The sequence below is a fragment of the Roseibium aestuarii genome (assembly GCF_008477545.1).
Lineage (GTDB): Bacteria > Pseudomonadota > Alphaproteobacteria > Rhizobiales > Stappiaceae > Roseibium > Roseibium aestuarii.
In genome coordinates this window covers 799,884-816,081 of sequence record NZ_VORA01000001.1, presented here as the reverse complement: position 1 = coordinate 816,081, position 16,198 = coordinate 799,884, and the positions used below count along the sequence as shown (strand labels likewise).

The following is a 16,198-nucleotide window of genomic DNA, read 5'->3' as shown; positions in this document are numbered from 1 at the left end:
GGTTGCCGACGTCAGGTCTGGCGTCGGTGAAATAAATTTGGTTTCGGAAAATTCTTGGATCCGGACCGGAGCGAGAGGCCGCCTGCCCCACGTCTTGCGGCTCTAAGCGGCCGCAATCACGGCCCGCATCTGGCGCCCCTGACGGCGGGCTGGCAGGACGGCGAGGCAATCGGCAAGGGTGGCCGTGGGCCTGGTGAATTCGGGAGCGTCATCAACGGAGATCAACCGAGCTACTGTGGCCTCTTCAGCAGTCTTGCTTTCAGGCTCTGTTTGCGGAGAACTTGGATAAAGGGCTGCTCGCAGCAGCGGCTGCATCCGGCTCGTGATCCCCGTAGACAGCCGTTCGGACATCCCTTCTACATAGACCCGGATCGGGATGCCGAAATGGCCATCGATCGAGTGCCGATTGATGGATTTACGCGCCACGACACCGGATTTCCCATACCAGTCGACCATGATCTGCCGAATATTTCGCACAGGGAGGCCTTGGCTAAGCATCAAGAACTTCAGCAGCAGTCCGGCAGCAGCCAGATCCTTGCGAGCCTCCCGAGCGGCCTGACCGCTCTGGGCGCCCCCACCCCGCTTGACCGAAATCACATGCAGATCGCCACTGTCCCGGTCGAATACGACGATGTCGATGATGACCCTACGCCCGCTGGCATCGATTGGCGGTATATGGATGCCGTCGAGGCTTGCCTCCCCATTGGCCTCGATCAAAGCTTCGACAGATTTGGAGACGGTTACAGGGACCTGGGTCTGCACCTCAAAACGACCATCGCCGGCATTAGCAAAAGCTGCGGCGATCGCATGTTCGATCAGAATCCCATGCCTTTTGCAGAGGCTGTCCAGCGGCCCACGGACCTGCGTCAGGGCCTCCCCAAAAAGCTCATCATTCGCAAAGGTTTTTGAGAACACTTCATCCAGAGCGGTATCGACCGCCTCACATAGTTCTTCCGGGATCTGGAATTTATCGGCGGAATCGGTGTACTCAAGATTTGAAATATTCATTTTTAATGCCTTTTTGCAATTTAACGACAGATGCAAAAGAGCATTTTTAATGCAATTTAGCAAGTTAAGATGAAGATCATGGTAAATATATGATTAATGCAAAACAGTGCCGTGCGGCGAGAGCCTGGCTCGGCTGGTCCCAGGAGGACCTGTCAAAGGCTTCTCTGGTTTCAAAAAGGGCGATTGCCTCTTTTGAGCTGGAAAAGTCGGTTCCCCATGACCGAACGCTTCACGATCTCAAGCGGGCGATAGAGGATGCGGGCATCGAGTTTCTGATGTCCGGGGCCATAGGCATTGGCCTCCGCGAGGGCGAGAAATAACACTCGATCCATTGCCGAAAACCTTGAGCAACCTGCCTGTAACCTTGAACAAATTGCGGGATTGCGATTCAGTCTCCTGGTTTTCCGATTCAAGATAGAACGCCGTTCCTTCCTCTTTCCGCCGACAGTTTTTCATTGCACCATCAAGGAAAAAGGATGAGCAATGAGAACTTCGCAGGCGGAAATAGCGAGAAGACACAAATCAAAGCGGAAAGCCGCGTATCAAGCAGAATACAGGGCAAAACAACGGGCCCTGAAAAGACCTGACTTCCAGGTGATCTCAGAAACTCTTTTTCATCATCTCGTCAGTCAGATCCTGAAAGCCGAGAACTGGAAGGCCCTCAATTCTTTGGCAGACGCGACTATCAGAGAGCTGTCAAAACGCGGTTACGACCCAATCCAATGCGAGAAAGCTTTCGACGCCATCACCGATCGCATTGAGGATGGCTGGACACTCAATCGGAAAATCCGCCCAACTCCGCCACCAGAAATAAAAGCTCTACTAGATGGTCCTCCCCCCGTTACATCTTAAAACACCGTTCCGTTTTGAATCGGAAATCTGAAGACGTGAATCGGGAGGTGGGGCTGGCTGCATTTGGGGGAATGAGCTTTTCGCGAACCACTGCGGGAACACTTCAACGCGGCGTCTCCAAGTAAAAAACGGAACACCAAATTGAACTCGCAACCAAAAAATGCGGAATACTTAAAATTTTAATTATTTTTCTTCTTACAATTACTGAAAAAACCGGCACATACTCGATCATCACTACCGATTGATGGATTAATGGTGAACCAAAACAGAATACAAGACCAACAACTGAAAATCGCCAATTCCGAAATTCCAGAACTATTTTATCCCGAAAATTTTGATACCCCGATGTCGCTCGAGACGGCTCTTTATCTTCCCGAGCTTGGCGGCACTCCTCCTCACAAAAGCAGATGGGTGACAGTCTCCACGCTGCGTTCCGCTGTGAGCCGTGGAGATCTCATGTGCGAGCGCCATGGCCGCTACATCAAGGTCACTCGCAGATATATCGCCGAATGGAGAGAGAATTGTCGCGCCCATCAAAACCGGCCCGCTTGTGGCTCCGACCTGCCCGCAAGGCAAAAGCTGGCAGCCCGCAGCGGCCGGCGACCTGGGTCATCCTCGACGGCAAGCAGCAACTTAGCACCGGATGTACTGCAGACGATGCTGCTGGAGCTGAAGCAGCACTGAACGCATACCTGGCGGAGAAAAGCCGCCAGGAAACCACCCGTTCAACACGCCGGCGCACGGCAGAGAACCTCCTCATTGCCGAGGTTCTCGCCCGTTACCTGGAAGTATAGGGGCGCAAGATTGCCCGCCCCCGGGAGCTCGGTCAGCGCGTTGAAAAGCTCGCCACGTTCTGGGGGCACGAGAGCTGCGATTATATTTCCTCGGTCACTTGCAAGGACTATGTCGAGACCCGGATGCGCCAGCAGGCCATCGCGTTCCCCTCGCGAACGCCCACACCTGCTGGTGCAAGGCGCGAACTCGAAGACTTGCGCGCGGCCATCAGGCTGGCCATGGCAGACGGCATCCTGAGCGAACCTGTGACCGTCTTTCTTCCGCCTGCCAATCCAGGCCGCGAAGGGTGGCTAACGGAGGCAGAAGTCGAGCTGCTTTGCCAGATTGCGCGCAACACAACCGAGATACAGACAATCCATAAGGGCCTACGCAAAGGTCAGAAGGTCTCCACATCAAAGCGGCCCCTGGCTCATGTCGAAAGATTCATTCGCGTCGCGGTCATGAACGGGTCGCGCAGCTCGGTCGTATGCGAAGCAAGCTTTGTCCGGGAAGAAGGACGCCCCTGGGTCGATCTCGAAAACGGCCTGTTCTATCGCCGTCCACCGGGAGCAATCGAGTTCAAGAACAAGCGGAAGCCGACCATTCCCCTCGCCAAGGCTCTGGTTGAGGAGATGAAGGAATGGCGGGATGCGGGTGCCCGCTACGTCGTCGAGTGCAATGGCAAGCCTCCAGACTGCAAGAAATCGTTCAAGCGTGTCGTCGACCTGGCGGCAATCGACAAGAAGATTGTCCGGCACACCCTTCGGCATACTGCCGCCACCTGGATGATGCAGGACGGCGTGGACCTTGCCGAGGCTGCCGGCTATCTCGGGAAGTCCCTCGAAGTGCTCGAAAAGCGATATGCCCACCATCACCCAGACTACCAGAAGACCGCTGCCAACAAGCTGGCGGAACGGGCAAACCGGCAGACAACAGACAGACAACATGCCAATGAAATGCCAATGAAACTGGCGGAACAAGGGTGAACAATCGCCCATGAGGCATACGAAAAACTGAGGTTTTTCAAGGTTTTCAAGATGAGAATACCTCGTTCGGGACGAGGGGGTCGGAGGTTCGAATCCTCTCACTCCGACCATTCTTTCTTCTGAAGTTCATGTTCGAACGCTCGCAGGGTCGCCCCTTCGGGCGTTTTCTGTTTGCGCCGACAGCCAGCGCTGCGTTGCAGGACAAGGCGGGCGGATCACGCGGTGCGCAGGGGATGACCGCCCGGTCTGGCCTTCTGCCGGAACCTGGGCACGCTGCCCATCACAACGCCCCCCCGCAACGCCCCCGCAACCGATCGCAAGTGACGATGGGGCATTGGGTATTTGCCGCGCCGGAAGGTTTCTTCTATCATGCGCCCGCAAGAGCCGATCCTGGGGAGAGGAACGGTTTTTCGGGAGGATCGGCACGGATGATGGTGGCGCACGAGCCTTGGCTCGTTGCACTTTCCCTGATCGTGGCATTTCAGGGCAGTTTTGTCGGCCTGAGCCTGGCGGTTCAGGTGGTGGATGCCTCGCGCACGCGGCGGCGCTTTCTTCTAGCGAGCGCGGCCCTGACCCTGGCGCTTGCCATCTGGTCCATGCATTTCGTCGGGATGCTGGCCGCCCGGTTGCCGGTGGCCATCGACTTTCTCGTCCTGCCCACCCTGCTCTCCTTCCTCGTCTGTGTCCTGGTCGTGGGCGTTGCGGTGCTGGCGGCCAGCAACGGACGCCTGACGCACCTGCGGCTCGGCTCCTCGGCGCTGGTCATGGGCGCGGGCATCTGCATCATGCATTATCTGGGCATGTATGCCCTGCATGGCTCGACCCGGATGACCCACGACCCGGCGCTGGTGCTCACGGCCTTCGTTGTGGCCTTCAACGCGGCAGGACTTGCGCTCTGGCTCAGCTTCGGGACCGGGCGCCGGCCACCGCTGGTGGTTTCGGCGGTGGTTCAGGCGCTCGCCGTGGCAGCCATGCATTACACGGCCATGGCAGGCATGGAGATCACCGCCCTGCCGGATGCGACCGCTTCCGACGCAGCCCTTGCCACCGCCCCGGCCGTGGGTGCGGGAACGCTGGCCATCATCGTCGCTTGCGTCGCCTTTCTCGTCTCGGGCCTGTTCCTGCTCACCCTAGTTCCCGCGCAGGATGAAGCGGAGGAAGCGGCTGTTGACGCGGCAACCCCTGCCGAGCTTTCCGAAGAGATGACCGCCCCTGCCGAGCCCCCATCCGCAGCCCGCGAGGCCGTTGCCACACGCGGGTCGGCCGGCCTGCAGGCCGCTCCCACCCAGCGCAGCGGGACCGGGGCCATCCGCCACGCCCTGCCGGTGGAGCGTGACGGGATGAAGGGGCAGATCAGCCCGCTGGAGCTGGTCGCGATCCAGGCAGACGCCCATTACACCCAGCTGCATGACGGCCAGCGCACGATCTTCTGCCCGCTCAACATCACCGAGGTGGAGGCCAAGCTCGATCCGCGCCATTTCAGCCGGGTGCATCGCAGCCACATCGTCAACATGGACCGGGTGACCGGATGCCGGCGGGTGGGCGATGCCGGGTTGCTCATCATGGCCACGGCCGACAACCTGCAAGTGCCAGTCAGCCGTGCCCGCTGGTCCCATGTGAAAGCGCGGCTTGCCCGGCAGGGCCAGGACCGGAAGCAAGGTCAAGGTCAGGGAAAAGAAACGCCCCCGGCCCCTTCCGCACCGGCCGCTGCAGACCCGGCGCGCACTCCCCTGAGAGACCCGGCACCGGCACGCCAGGAGCTTGAGCCGCAGACCCCGCTTGCGGTGTCCTCAGCGGCCGAGTAGCGCCCCGAACCGTCATAGCGGAAAGCCGTCAGCTGGGCGGATCTCAGGCAGCTTTGGCAGGGGCCGACAGGCACCGCCCCCCTCCCCCCCTTGCTCGTCCGGCCCCTCCGATGGCTTCTTGGAACGTTCCCCCTCCGCCGGACCGCATACAACCAAAACGTGCTTTCGCAGCGCAGCAGAAGCACCCCGACGCCCTGTTCCCGGCGGCAGTCTCAGTCCTGACGTCTGATCTGGCCTCTGCACGCCATCGGAGAGGCGAAAAACCGGCAATACGCCCCTAACCTGCAGATTTTAAGATGTCTTTCCGCCTTAAGCCAAAGCCTTGAGGGCCCGGATCAGCCTCGAAATACGTCAGTATCTCTGTCGTAATTCATGCGCAAAAGGCCGTCATCCGTGCAATTTTCCGGTTCTCCGTGCAGGGACGATTGTCTGTGCACTGCACTCTTCCCGAGCATGGATGTGTCGGGCGTCGTGGAGGACGCGCCGACCTGCTGTTCCGATCCATCCGGCCGAGAGCGCCTGGTTCGGACCACCGTCGCGGAGGACACCTGCCTCCGGAAGAGGGGGCATCCGCGAGGGGCCCTGGGAGAAATTGCCGGTCGTGGACCTGCCTGCAGGGCCATGGGAGATGCGAGACCGGCATGGAACATGGCAGCGGAGGGCATGGCGCCTCTGGGCCAAGCGTCCCTTTTCCCCCTTCCGAGGGTGCCCCGGACCGTCCGCTTCCGCTGTCGCGGCGAGAGGAACGGCAGGCCGAAGTCGAGCGGTCCGGATGACCCGGTCCAGTTTCGAGGCGGCGGCCCGATGGGACCGACCGAGGGAGGAGAACGACGTGATTCCCGGAGAATTCATCTATCACCGGCCATCGTCCGTGGCGGAAGCCCTGGCGATCCTGGCCAGCCATGGGGACGAGGCGCGGCCTCTTGCCGGTGGCCACAGCCTGATCCCCATGATGAAGCTGCGCATGGCGGCCCCCGAACACCTGATCGACCTGAGCGGCGTGGCCGACCTCAAGGGGATCCGGGACGAGGGCGGCAGCGTCGTCATCGGCGCGATGACGACCCAGCACGAGCTGATCGCCTCCGAGCTTCTGGCGGCAAAGCTGCCGATCATCCGGGAAACCTCCCTGCTCATTGCCGATCCGCAGATCCGCTACATGGGCACCCTTGGGGGCAACGTGGCCAATGGTGACCCGGGCAATGACATGCCGGCGCTGATGCAGTGCCTGAATGCCACCTATCTGGCCGCCGGGAATGGCGGCGAGCGCGAGATCGCGGCCCGCGACTTCTACGAGGCCGCCTATTTCACCGCCCTGGCCCCGGACGAGCTGGTCACGGCCATCCGCATCCCGGTGCCCGCCGCCGGCCACGGCTTTGCCTATGAAAAGCTGAAGCGCAAGGTCGGCGACTATGCCACGGCGGCCGCTGCCGTGATCCTGACCCGCGACGGCTCGACCGTCACCGGCTGCTCCATTGCGCTGACGAATGTGGGCGACACGCCGCTGCTGGCCTCGGAGGCCGCCGAGATCGTCACCGGATCCGGCCTGGATGCGGCGACGGTCGACCGGGCGGTCGCAGCAGCAGAAGCCATCACCAACCCGGCCGCCGACGGCCGGGGACCGGCCGAATACCGCACCAAGATGGCGGGCGTCATGGTGCACCGCGCGCTGGCGCGCGCCTTCGAGCGCGCCGGATCCTGAGGGAGGAGATTTCATGAGCGACATCGACCAGATGCCGGTGACCATGACCGTCAACGGCAAGAAGGTGCAGCGGTTCGTGGATCCGCGCACGCTTCTGATCCACTTCCTGCGGGAAGACCTAAACATCACCGGGCCGCACATCGGCTGCGAGACCTCCCATTGCGGGGCCTGCACCGTTGATCTGGACGGCAAGTCCATCAAGGCCTGCACGCTGTTCGCGGTTCAGGCCAACGGGGCCCAGATCACCACGATCGAGGGCATGGCCAATGCGGATGGCACCCTTTCGGCCCTGCAGGAAGGCTTCCGCCAGATGCATGGCCTGCAGTGCGGCTTCTGCACGCCGGGCATGATCACCCGCGCGCACCGGCTGCTGCAGGAAAATCCGAACCCGACCGAAGAGGAAATCCGCTTCGGCATCGCCGGCAACCTGTGCCGCTGCACCGGCTACCAGAACATCGTCAAAGCGATCCAGTATGCAGCCGCCAAGCTGCAGGGCCGCGAGTTTCAGGAGGCCGCAGAATGAACGACATGACCCCCACTCGCGAACAGCGTGAAGCCGCCCTTGAAGGCATGGGCTGCAAGCGCAAGCGCGTCGAGGACATCCGCTTCACCCAGGGCAAGGGCAATTACGTCGACGACCTGAAGCTGAACGGCATGCTCTTCGGCGACTTCGTCCGCTCGCCCTATGCCCATGCCAAGGTCACGCGCATCGATGCCAGCAAGGCACTGGAGCTGCCGGGCGTGGTGGCGGTGCTGACGGCGGAAGACCTGAAGGGCGTGAACCTCGCCTGGATGCCGACGCTGGCCGGTGACGTGCAGATGGTGCTCGCCGACGGCAAGGTGCTCTACCAGAACCAGGAAGTGGCCTTCGTGATCGCGGAGAACCGCTATATCGCCGATGACGCGATCCAGCTGGTCGAGGTGGACTACGAGGAGCTTCCCGTTCTCGTCGATCCCTTCAAGGCGATGGACGCGGATGCGCCTGTCCTGCGTGAGGATCTGGCAGGCAAGACCGAGGGCGCCCACGGCCCGCGCAACCACCACAACCACATCTTCAACTGGTCGGTGGGCGACCGGGAAGAGACCGACCGGGCCTTTGCCGAGGCCGAAGTGTCGATCAAGGAGATGATCTCCTATCACCGCACCCATCCCTCGCCGCTGGAAACCTGCCAGTGCGTTGCCTCGATGGACAAGGTGTCGGGCGAGCTGACGGTTTGGGGCACCTTCCAGGCGCCGCACGTCATCCGCACGGTGGCCTCCCTGCTCTCCACGATCCCGGAACACAAGATCCACGTGATCGCTCCGGACATCGGCGGCGGCTTCGGCAACAAGGTGGGCGCCTATCCGGGCTATATCTGCGCCATCGTGGCGACCATCGTCACCGGCCAGCCGGTGAAGTGGGTGGAAGACCGGATGGAGAACCTCTCCACCACGTCCTTTGCCCGCGACTATCACATGACGACGGAAATCGCCGCCAAGAAGGACGGCACGGTCACTAGCCTGCGCGTTCACGTGCTCGCCGACCATGGCGGTTTCGACGCCTGCGCCGACCCGTCCAAGTGGCCGGCCGGCTTCATGAACATCGTCACCGGGTCCTACGACTTCCCGACCGCCCACCTGTCGGTGGACGGGGTCTATACCAACAAGGCTCCGGGCGGGGTCGCCTATCGCTGCTCGTTCCGGGTGACGGAAGCCGCCTATTGCATCGAGCGGGGCATGGACATCCTGGCCAAGAAGCTCGGCATGGATCCGGCGGATCTGCGGATGAAGAATTTCATCCGGCCGGAACAGTTCCCCTATCACTCGGCGCTCGGCTGGGAATATGACAGCGGCGACTATCACACGGCCATGCAGAAGGCGATGGACACCATCGGCTACCGCAGCCTGCGCGAGGAGCAGAAGGCCAGGCAGGAAGCCTTCAAGCGCGGCGAGACCCGGGAGATCATGGGGATCGGCGTGTGCTTCTTCACCGAAATCGTCGGGGCGGGACCGTCCAAGAACTGCGACATCCTGGGTGTCGCCATGTTCGACAGCGCGGAAATCCGCGTCCATCCTACCGGATCCGTGATCTCGCGCATGGGCTCCAAGAGCCAGGGTCAGGGTCACGAGACCACCTGGGCCCAGATCATCGCGACGGAAATCGGCATTCCCGCCGCCGACATCATGGTGGAGGAAGGCAACACGGACACGGCGCCCTATGGTCTTGGCACCTATGGCTCCCGCTCCACGCCGGTGGCCGGTGCCGCCATCGCGCTCGCCGCGCGCAAGATCCGCAACAAGGCGCAGATGATCGCTGCGCACATGCTGGAAGTGTCCGAATACGATCTCGAATGGGACGTGGACGGGTTCCAGGTGAAGGGCAATCCGGGCCTGCGCAAGTCCATGAAAGAGATCGCCTGGGCCGCCTACAACGCCCCGCCCCCCAATCTGGAACCGGGGCTGGAAGCGGTGAGCTACTACGATCCGCCCAACATGACCTATCCGTTCGGCGCCTATTTCTGCGTCATGGACATCGACGTGGACACGGGTGTCGCCAAGATCCGCCGCTTCTACGCGCTGGATGACTGCGGCACCCGCATCAACCCGATGATCATCGAGGGTCAGGTGCATGGCGGACTGACGGAAGCCTTCGCCATCGCGATGGGTCAGGAGATCCGCTACGACGAGATGGGCAACGTGCTGGGGGCGTCCTTCATGGACTTCTTCATTCCCACCGCCGTCGAGACGCCGCACTGGGAAACCGACCACACGGTGACCCCGAGCCCGCATCACCCGATCGGGGCCAAGGGGGTGGGCGAAAGCCCGAATGTGGGCGGCGTGCCAGCCTTCTCCAATGCGGTCAACGACGCCTTCGGCTTCCTGGGCTCGACCCACATCCAGATGCCGCACGATGCCTGGCGCATCTGGAAGGCCGCCAAGGAGCTCGGCGCCCACGGCTAGGCTCAGACCTCAAGGATCCGGGGGCAACAGACGCCCCCGGAGCCCCGGCCCGACGGCCATGACAAGGCACGTCGGACTGCTTGTCACCCAATGCCTCCCGCGTGACGGAGATCGCGCGCGGAACGTGTCGCCGGAACCCCTGCCATGACCCCGACCAAGACAGATCTGGCCAAGGCCCTCGCAGACACCGGCTACATCGCCGATGACGGGCTCGCCATGGCCCTTGTCCTGACCGAGATGCTGAAGCGTCCGCTCCTTCTGGAGGGCGAAGCCGGGGTCGGCAAGACGGAAGTGGCCAAGGCCCTGGCCCGCCTGCACGAGACCGATCTGATCCGGCTGCAATGCTACGAGGGGCTGGACCGCTCCGACGCCATCTACGAATGGAACTATCAGCGCCAGCTTCTGGCCATCAAGGCGCATGAAGGGTCGGGTGAAAGTGCCGCCCAGATCGAAGATGCGATCTTTTCCGAGAAATACCTGCTGGAGCGGCCGCTTCTGGCCGCCATCCGGCGCGAGCGCCCGCCCGTGCTGCTCATCGACGAGATCGACCGGGCGGATGAGGAATTCGAGGCCTTCCTGCTGGAGATCCTCTCCGACTTTCAGGTCTCCATTCCGGAGATGGGCACCATAGAAGCCCGCTCGGTGCCCCGGGTGGTGCTGACCTCCAACGGCACGCGCGAACTCTCCGACGCCCTGCGCCGCCGTTGCCTTTATCATTATGTGGACTACCCCACCCCGGACCGGGAGGCGCGCATCCTGCTCAGCCGGGTCGAGGGGCTGGACGCGGCCCTGGCGCTGCAGGTGGCCCAGCTCATGGGCACCCTGCGCAAGGAGGATCTCGCCAAGGTGCCGGGCGTCGCGGAAACCATCGACTGGGCGACCGCCCTGCTGGGGCTCGGCACCCGCAACCTGCACGAGGACCGGGAACTGGTCTTCGAGACGCTCTCCTGCGTGCTCAAGACCCGGGAAGACAGCACCCGCGTGACCCGCGAGGTGGCGGACCGGCTGCTGGGCAGGGTGGCGTGATGGCCTTTGCCGCTCCCCGCGCCCTTCACACCATCGAGACCCGGGACGACCTGGGGGCCGCCCTGCGGCTGCGCCTTGCCGGTTTCCTGCACAGCCTGCGGGACAGCGGCTTCAAGGTCGGGCTGGCGGAGAGCCGGGATGCCCTGTCGCTTCTGCTCTCCCCGCAGGCGGCAAGCGCAAGGGACCTGAAGGCCGGTTTCCGCGCCCTGTTCTGCGGTCGCCTGTCGGACTGGCGCGCCTTCGACGAGATCTTCGACGCCTATTGGCTCGATCGCGGCGTGAAGGGGGTGATCAAGACCTCCGGCACCTCGACCAAGACGGGCGGCAAGACCCTGCGCGAGATGGCCGAGCAGCAGGGCACGCGGCGGGATACGCTGGCCAATGACGTGGACCGCCAGCCCGGCGAAGAGGACGAGCCCCAGGACGAGGAGGCCACCGGCCGCCGCGAAGGCGCCAGCCTGGCGGAAAACCTCGAGCGGGTCGACTTTCGCAAGATCAGTGATCCGGAGCAGCTGGAAGCCGCCCATGCGCTGGCCGAAAGACTGGCGCGGGCCATGCGGGTACGCCTGACCCGCAGGGACCGGCAGATGCGCAAGGGGCCGCGGCTGGACCTGCGACGCACGATCCGCCGGTCGATTGCCCAGGGAGGCACGCCGCTGTCCCTCGTGCGCAAGGGGCCGCGCGAGAAGCAGCTGCGGCTGGTGATCCTGCTCGATGCCTCCGGCTCCATGAGCAATTACACCGGCGTCTTCACCCGCTTCGTGCACGGGCTTCTCGACAGTTTCCGCGAGGCGGAAGCCTTCCTGTTTCATACGCGCCTCGTGCATGTGTCCGCCGCCCTGAAGGAGCGGAATGCGGGGCGCGCGCTGGATCGGCTCGGCCTGATGGCGCAAGGGGTGGGCGGTGGCACGAAGATCGGCGAGGCCCTGACCCAGTTCAACGCCTGGCATGCGGCGCGGGTCATCCACTCCCGCACCTGCGTGATCATCCTGTCCGATGGCTATGACACGGGCGAACCGGAGCGCATGGGCCGGGAAATGGCCGCGCTGCGGCGCCGGTGCAAGCGCATCGTCTGGCTCAATCCCCTGATCGGCTGGGACGGATACGAGCCGGTGACCGGCGGCATGGTGGCCGCCCTGCACCATGTGGATCTCTTCGCCCCGGCCCACAATCTGGCGAGCCTTGCCGCCCTTGAACCCTATCTGGCAACCTTGTGAGAGTGATGTCCATGTCTTCCCGTTCCATCGAGATGCCGTCTGCCGCTACCGAGGAAGATCTGCACGAGCTGATGAACCGGCTGCGCCGGCTGGGGCGCCCCTTCGCGCTCGCCACGGTGGTGCGCACCATCTCCGTCACCGCCGCCAAGGCCGGGGCCAAGGCGGTGATCGAAGCCGATGGCAGCATCGCCGGAGGCTGGATCGGCGGCGGTTGCGCCCGGGGCGCGGCGCTGCGCGCGGCGTCGCAGTGCCTGGAGGACGGCCAGACCCGGCTCATCTCCATCCAGCCCGAGGATCTGCTCAAGGATCTGGGGGTCACGCCCGGCGAGGAGAAGAACGGCATCCGCTTTGCCCGCAACATGTGCCCCAGCCAGGGCACCATGGACATCTTCATCGAGCCGGTGCTGCCGCGCCCCAAGCTGGTGATCCTGGGCTCCAGCCCGGTGGCCGTGGCGCTGGCCGATCTGGCCCCGCGCATCGGCTTTGACTGTGCCGCCTGCGCGCCGGCCGACGAACAGCCGGCCTTTGCCCGCGTCGGCGAGCGGATCGAAGGCTATGCCCTGCCCGTGGAGGCCCCGGCCCAGCGCTATCTGGTGGTCTCCACCCAGGGCAAGGGCGACCTCATTGCCCTGAAGGCGGCGCTGGCGGTGGATGCGGCCCATGTCGCCTTCGTCGGCAGCCGGCGCAAGGCCGAAAGCCTCAAGGCGCGCCTTGCCGAAGAAGGCATGTCGACGGAGCGGCTGGCGCGGATCAAGGCGCCCGCCGGCCTCGACCTCGGAGCCATCACGCCGGAAGAAATCGCCCTGTCCATTCTGGCCGAACTGCTGCAGCTGCGCCGCAAGGGCCAGCGTGGCGATCTGCCCGGTTCCCCCGCCTGACGGCGGCCCAATCAAACGGAGACCCCCCTCATGAAAATGTCCGAAAGCCAGCGCATCGAAGCCCCGCGCCAGAAGGTCTGGGAGGCGCTGAACGATCCCGACGTGCTGAAGGCCGCCATCCCCGGTTGCCAGGAGCTGACCAAGAGCTCCGACAGCGAGATGGAAGCCAAGGTTCTGCTCAAGGTGGGGCCGGTGAAGGCCACCTTTGGCGGCAAGGTGTCGCTGGAGGATCTCAACCCGCCGGAGAGCTACCGCATCGTCGGCGAAGGGTCGGGCGGGGTTGCGGGCTTCGCCAAGGGCGCGGCCGTGGTCCGGCTGGAGGAAGACGGGCCGGATGCGACCATCCTCCACTATGATGTGGACGCCCAGATCGGCGGCAAGCTGGCCCAGCTTGGCGCGCGCCTGATCGACAGCACCGCCAAGCGGCTGGCCGGGGAGTTCTTCTCCACGTTCGGCGAGATCGTTGCCCCCTCGGCTCCGACCGAGGCCGATGCGGCCGCACCCGAAGAGGCAGCAGCGGAAGGCGAGGCCAAGAAGGGCTGGCTCGGCGGGCTCTTCGGCAAGAAGGACGAGAAGGTCGGCTGAGCCGCCCTTTGGTGCGCAAGGCCATTTCAGATCACGGGGGGCCGGACATGCGGACGGCCCGCCCTCAAGGGAGGAATGACATGACCCGGATTTCTGGTTCTTACGGCCGACAAGCGCAGGAGCAAGGGGTGCTTCAGGAGCTTTCCGCCGATCCCTGGCTGCTGACGGCGCTTGGTCTCGGCACGCTTCTGACGGCCTTCCTGATGGCCGCCCATGCCTGCTGCGTCGGGCTGTCGACGCCCCATCTCAGCGCACTGATCAGCATCTGCTCTTCCGCCGGATTCTGATCCGGGCGGACAGGCCCTGCTTCAGAATCTGGTGCGCAAGCGATAGCCGGGCTGATAGCTCATGCGGACGTGGGTGATCGGCACCTTCTGGTTGGCGGTCGCCCGCTCCATGACGAAGAGCGGGGTTTCCTGCGCCACCTCGAAGAAACGCGACAGGCGCTCGCCCGCGTTTGCGGCGTAACAGGTCAGGTCGCCGGAGGTATAGGGCGCGTTCTGGACCAGCCATTCATTCGGCGTGATCAGGTCGAAGGCGATGGTGCCGAACTCCGGTACCGCGTCCAGATTGGTGTAGCGCTCCTCGAACATGAAGGGCCGGTCGTCGGCGAAATAGACCGTCTCGGTGAAGAGCAGCCTTGCGCCCTCGCCCACCGGAAAGGCGGCATGGAGCTGGGGCGGAAGGCCCGCCTCGACCCGTTTCAGCAGGGAATGGCTGTAGGCCGCGCCCCGTGCCTCCACCTCCTCGCGGATGATCGGAATGGTGAAGGTGGCCTTGTGCGGTGGGTTGACGGCGACCCGGGTGCCGGCCTTGCGGCGACGGGTGACAAGGCCCGCTTCGGCGAGGGCCCGCAGAGCCCGGCTCACGGTGGTGCGGGCACAGCCGAATTCCTCCGCCAGATCCGCTTCGCCCGGGATGGTTTCCCCCGGTTGCCAGATCCGGTCGTTGATCCGCCGATGCAGCTCCTCGCGGATCTCCGTCCAGCTGTTGAGTTCCCTGACCGTCAAAACCGTTGCCTCAGCCCCTTCATGGTGGCGCGATAGCGGGCGCGAATCCCGTCCGCATCCACGTGCCGGCCCTGTTTAACCAGATGCCGCCCGGCAGACCAGACATCGCTGACCATGCGGTCGTCGCCGGCAAAGATCCAGGTGTCGAGGCAGGCATCACCCTTGCAGCCCTCAAGGTCCAGGGCGCTGGCGTCCAGCGCCAGAAGATCGGCCCAGAGACCGGGTGCCAGCGCGCCCGAGGCGCGTCCCGCCGCCTGCGCCCCGCCCGCCAGAACCGCATCATAAAGCACCCGGCCGGTGGAACGGTCCGGGGTCGCGACGGTTGCCCGGCAGCGGTCGCGCAGGCGCTGGGAATATTCCAGCGTGCGCAGCTCTTCCGACAGGGAAATGCGGATGTTGGAATCGGAGCCTATGCCAAGCCGACCGTCGGCGGCCAGATAGTCGACCCCGTTGAAGATGCCGTCGCCGAGGCTCGATTCCGTGATCGGGCACAAGCCCGCCACGGCCCCTGTTGCGGCCAGACGGCGGGTCTCGTCACCGGTCATCTGGGTGCAGTGGATCAGGCACCAGTCGGGGGTGACCTCGTGATGGGCGAGCAGCCATTCGACCGGGCGCAGGCCATAGGCGACCTGCACCTCCTCGACTTCCTTCACCTGCTCGGCCAGATGCATGTGCAGCGGCCGCCCGGCGGCCAGCTCGATGCAAGGCGCAATGTCTTCCCTTCGCACCGCGCGCAGGGAATGGGGGGCTGCACCGATGGTGCAGTCGCCGGTCAGGCGCGCCACGGCTCGGGACGCCGCGGCATGGAGGTCGACGAACCGGTCGATGTCATTGCCGAAGCGGATCTGCCCCGGCCCCAGCGCCCGGCCGTCGCAACCGCCCTGGCTGTAGAGCACCGGAAGGAGGGTCAGGCCGACGCCGGTCTGGGAAGCGGCAGCCACGATGCGCTCGGAGAGTTCGCCCAGCGCCGCGTAAGGGGTGCCGTCCGGCTGATGGTGGACATAGTGAAACTCGACGTTGGTGGCGTAGCCCGCCTCCAGCATCTCCATCTGCACGAAGGCGGCAATTGCCTCGATGTCGTCCGGGCTCAGGATGTCGAGAAAGCGGTACATGATCTGGCGCCAGGTCCAGAACGTGTCGAGGGCCTCCGCCCCGCGGCGCTCGCTCATGCCGGCCATGGCGCGCTGGAAGGCGTGGGAGTGCAGATTGGCGGGCGCGGGCAGCAGAATGCCGAGCCGCTCTGCCCCCCGGGCAGCAGGATCCTCAGCGCCGACACCCGCGCGCAGCTCTGCGATCCGGCCATCGCGGAGGGTGACCAGAACATCTTCCTGCCAGCCGTCGGGCGTCAGGGCCTGGGCGGCGAGAAGGCGATGGTCGGAGAGATGAGCCACGGTCGGAATCCTCGTTGACACGTTTTT

Annotated in this window: 16 protein-coding genes; 13 read left to right on the top strand and 3 right to left on the bottom strand. The window is 64.0% G+C overall.

Features of this window, described 5'->3' with window-relative positions; genetic code table 11:
• Positions 1–102 precede the first annotated feature (102 nt).
• Positions 103–1,008 (bottom strand): hypothetical protein, encoded by a 906-nt coding sequence (locus tag FR728_RS03515; RefSeq protein ID WP_149891245.1) that lies wholly within the window; start codon positions 1,006–1,008, stop codon positions 103–105.
• 89 nt (positions 1,009–1,097) lie between these two features.
• On the opposite strand from FR728_RS03515, the gene FR728_RS19675 reads away from it, so the two are divergent.
• The 13 genes from FR728_RS19675 (at position 1,098) to FR728_RS03450 (ending at position 14,057) form a co-directional block, all read left to right on the top strand.
• A complete protein-coding gene (locus FR728_RS19675; protein ID WP_149891244.1) occupies positions 1,098–1,328 on the top strand; it encodes a helix-turn-helix domain-containing protein in 231 nt (76 codons plus the stop codon).
• Positions 1,329–1,491: 163 nt separating this feature from the next.
• On the top strand, positions 1,492–1,860 hold the full coding sequence (locus FR728_RS03505; RefSeq protein WP_149891243.1) for a hypothetical protein: 369 nt from the start codon (positions 1,492–1,494) through the stop codon (positions 1,858–1,860).
• Positions 1,861–2,112: 252 nt separating this feature from the next.
• The gene (locus FR728_RS03500; RefSeq protein WP_149891242.1) at positions 2,113–2,544 is read left to right on the top strand and encodes a DNA-binding protein; all 432 of its coding nucleotides are present in this window, start codon (positions 2,113–2,115) and stop codon (positions 2,542–2,544) included.
• A gap of 233 nt (positions 2,545–2,777) precedes the next feature.
• Entirely contained in the window at positions 2,778–3,620 is an 843-nt protein-coding gene (locus tag FR728_RS03495) for a tyrosine-type recombinase/integrase (protein WP_149891241.1), read from the top strand.
• 428 nt (positions 3,621–4,048) lie between these two features.
• The gene (locus FR728_RS03490) at positions 4,049–5,425 is read left to right on the top strand and encodes an MHYT domain-containing protein (RefSeq protein WP_149891240.1); all 1,377 of its coding nucleotides are present in this window, start codon (positions 4,049–4,051) and stop codon (positions 5,423–5,425) included.
• Positions 5,426–6,257: 832 nt separating this feature from the next.
• The gene (locus FR728_RS03485) at positions 6,258–7,124 is read left to right on the top strand and encodes an FAD binding domain-containing protein (RefSeq protein ID WP_149891239.1); all 867 of its coding nucleotides are present in this window, start codon (positions 6,258–6,260) and stop codon (positions 7,122–7,124) included.
• Positions 7,125–7,137: 13 nt separating this feature from the next.
• On the top strand, positions 7,138–7,647 hold the full coding sequence (locus tag FR728_RS03480) for a (2Fe-2S)-binding protein (protein ID WP_377174963.1): 510 nt from the start codon (positions 7,138–7,140) through the stop codon (positions 7,645–7,647).
• Entirely contained in the window at positions 7,644–10,064 is a 2,421-nt protein-coding gene (locus FR728_RS03475; protein ID WP_149891238.1) for an aerobic carbon-monoxide dehydrogenase large subunit, read from the top strand. Before FR728_RS03480 ends, FR728_RS03475 begins: the two co-directional genes overlap by 4 nt.
• 144 nt (positions 10,065–10,208) lie before the next feature.
• Positions 10,209–11,090: an AAA family ATPase gene (locus tag FR728_RS03470; protein WP_149891237.1), complete on the top strand. Its 882-nt coding sequence runs from the start codon at positions 10,209–10,211 to the stop codon at positions 11,088–11,090.
• Positions 11,090–12,307, top strand: coding sequence for a vWA domain-containing protein (locus FR728_RS03465; RefSeq protein WP_149891236.1), 1,218 nt, complete (start codon positions 11,090–11,092; stop codon positions 12,305–12,307). Before FR728_RS03470 ends, FR728_RS03465 begins: the two co-directional genes overlap by 1 nt.
• Before the next feature lie 11 nt (positions 12,308–12,318).
• On the top strand, positions 12,319–13,185 hold the full coding sequence (locus FR728_RS03460; RefSeq protein WP_377174966.1) for an XdhC family protein: 867 nt from the start codon (positions 12,319–12,321) through the stop codon (positions 13,183–13,185).
• A 30-nt stretch (positions 13,186–13,215) separates the two neighbouring features.
• Positions 13,216–13,770: an SRPBCC family protein gene (locus tag FR728_RS03455; protein WP_149891235.1), complete on the top strand. Its 555-nt coding sequence runs from the start codon at positions 13,216–13,218 to the stop codon at positions 13,768–13,770.
• A gap of 80 nt (positions 13,771–13,850) precedes the next feature.
• Positions 13,851–14,057 (top strand): hypothetical protein, encoded by a 207-nt coding sequence (locus FR728_RS03450; protein ID WP_149891234.1) that lies wholly within the window; start codon positions 13,851–13,853, stop codon positions 14,055–14,057.
• A 21-nt stretch (positions 14,058–14,078) separates the two neighbouring features.
• On the opposite strand, the gene FR728_RS03445 is transcribed toward FR728_RS03450, so the two are convergent.
• Together FR728_RS03445 and FR728_RS03440 are read right to left on the bottom strand one after the other, a co-directional pair.
• Complete coding sequence (locus tag FR728_RS03445) at positions 14,079–14,780, bottom strand: GntR family transcriptional regulator (RefSeq protein ID WP_149891233.1); 702 nt, start codon at positions 14,778–14,780, stop codon at positions 14,079–14,081.
• Positions 14,777–16,180, bottom strand: coding sequence for a formimidoylglutamate deiminase (locus tag FR728_RS03440; RefSeq protein WP_377175299.1), 1,404 nt, complete (start codon positions 16,178–16,180; stop codon positions 14,777–14,779). Before FR728_RS03440 ends, FR728_RS03445 begins: the two co-directional genes overlap by 4 nt.
• Positions 16,181–16,198 lie beyond the last annotated feature (18 nt).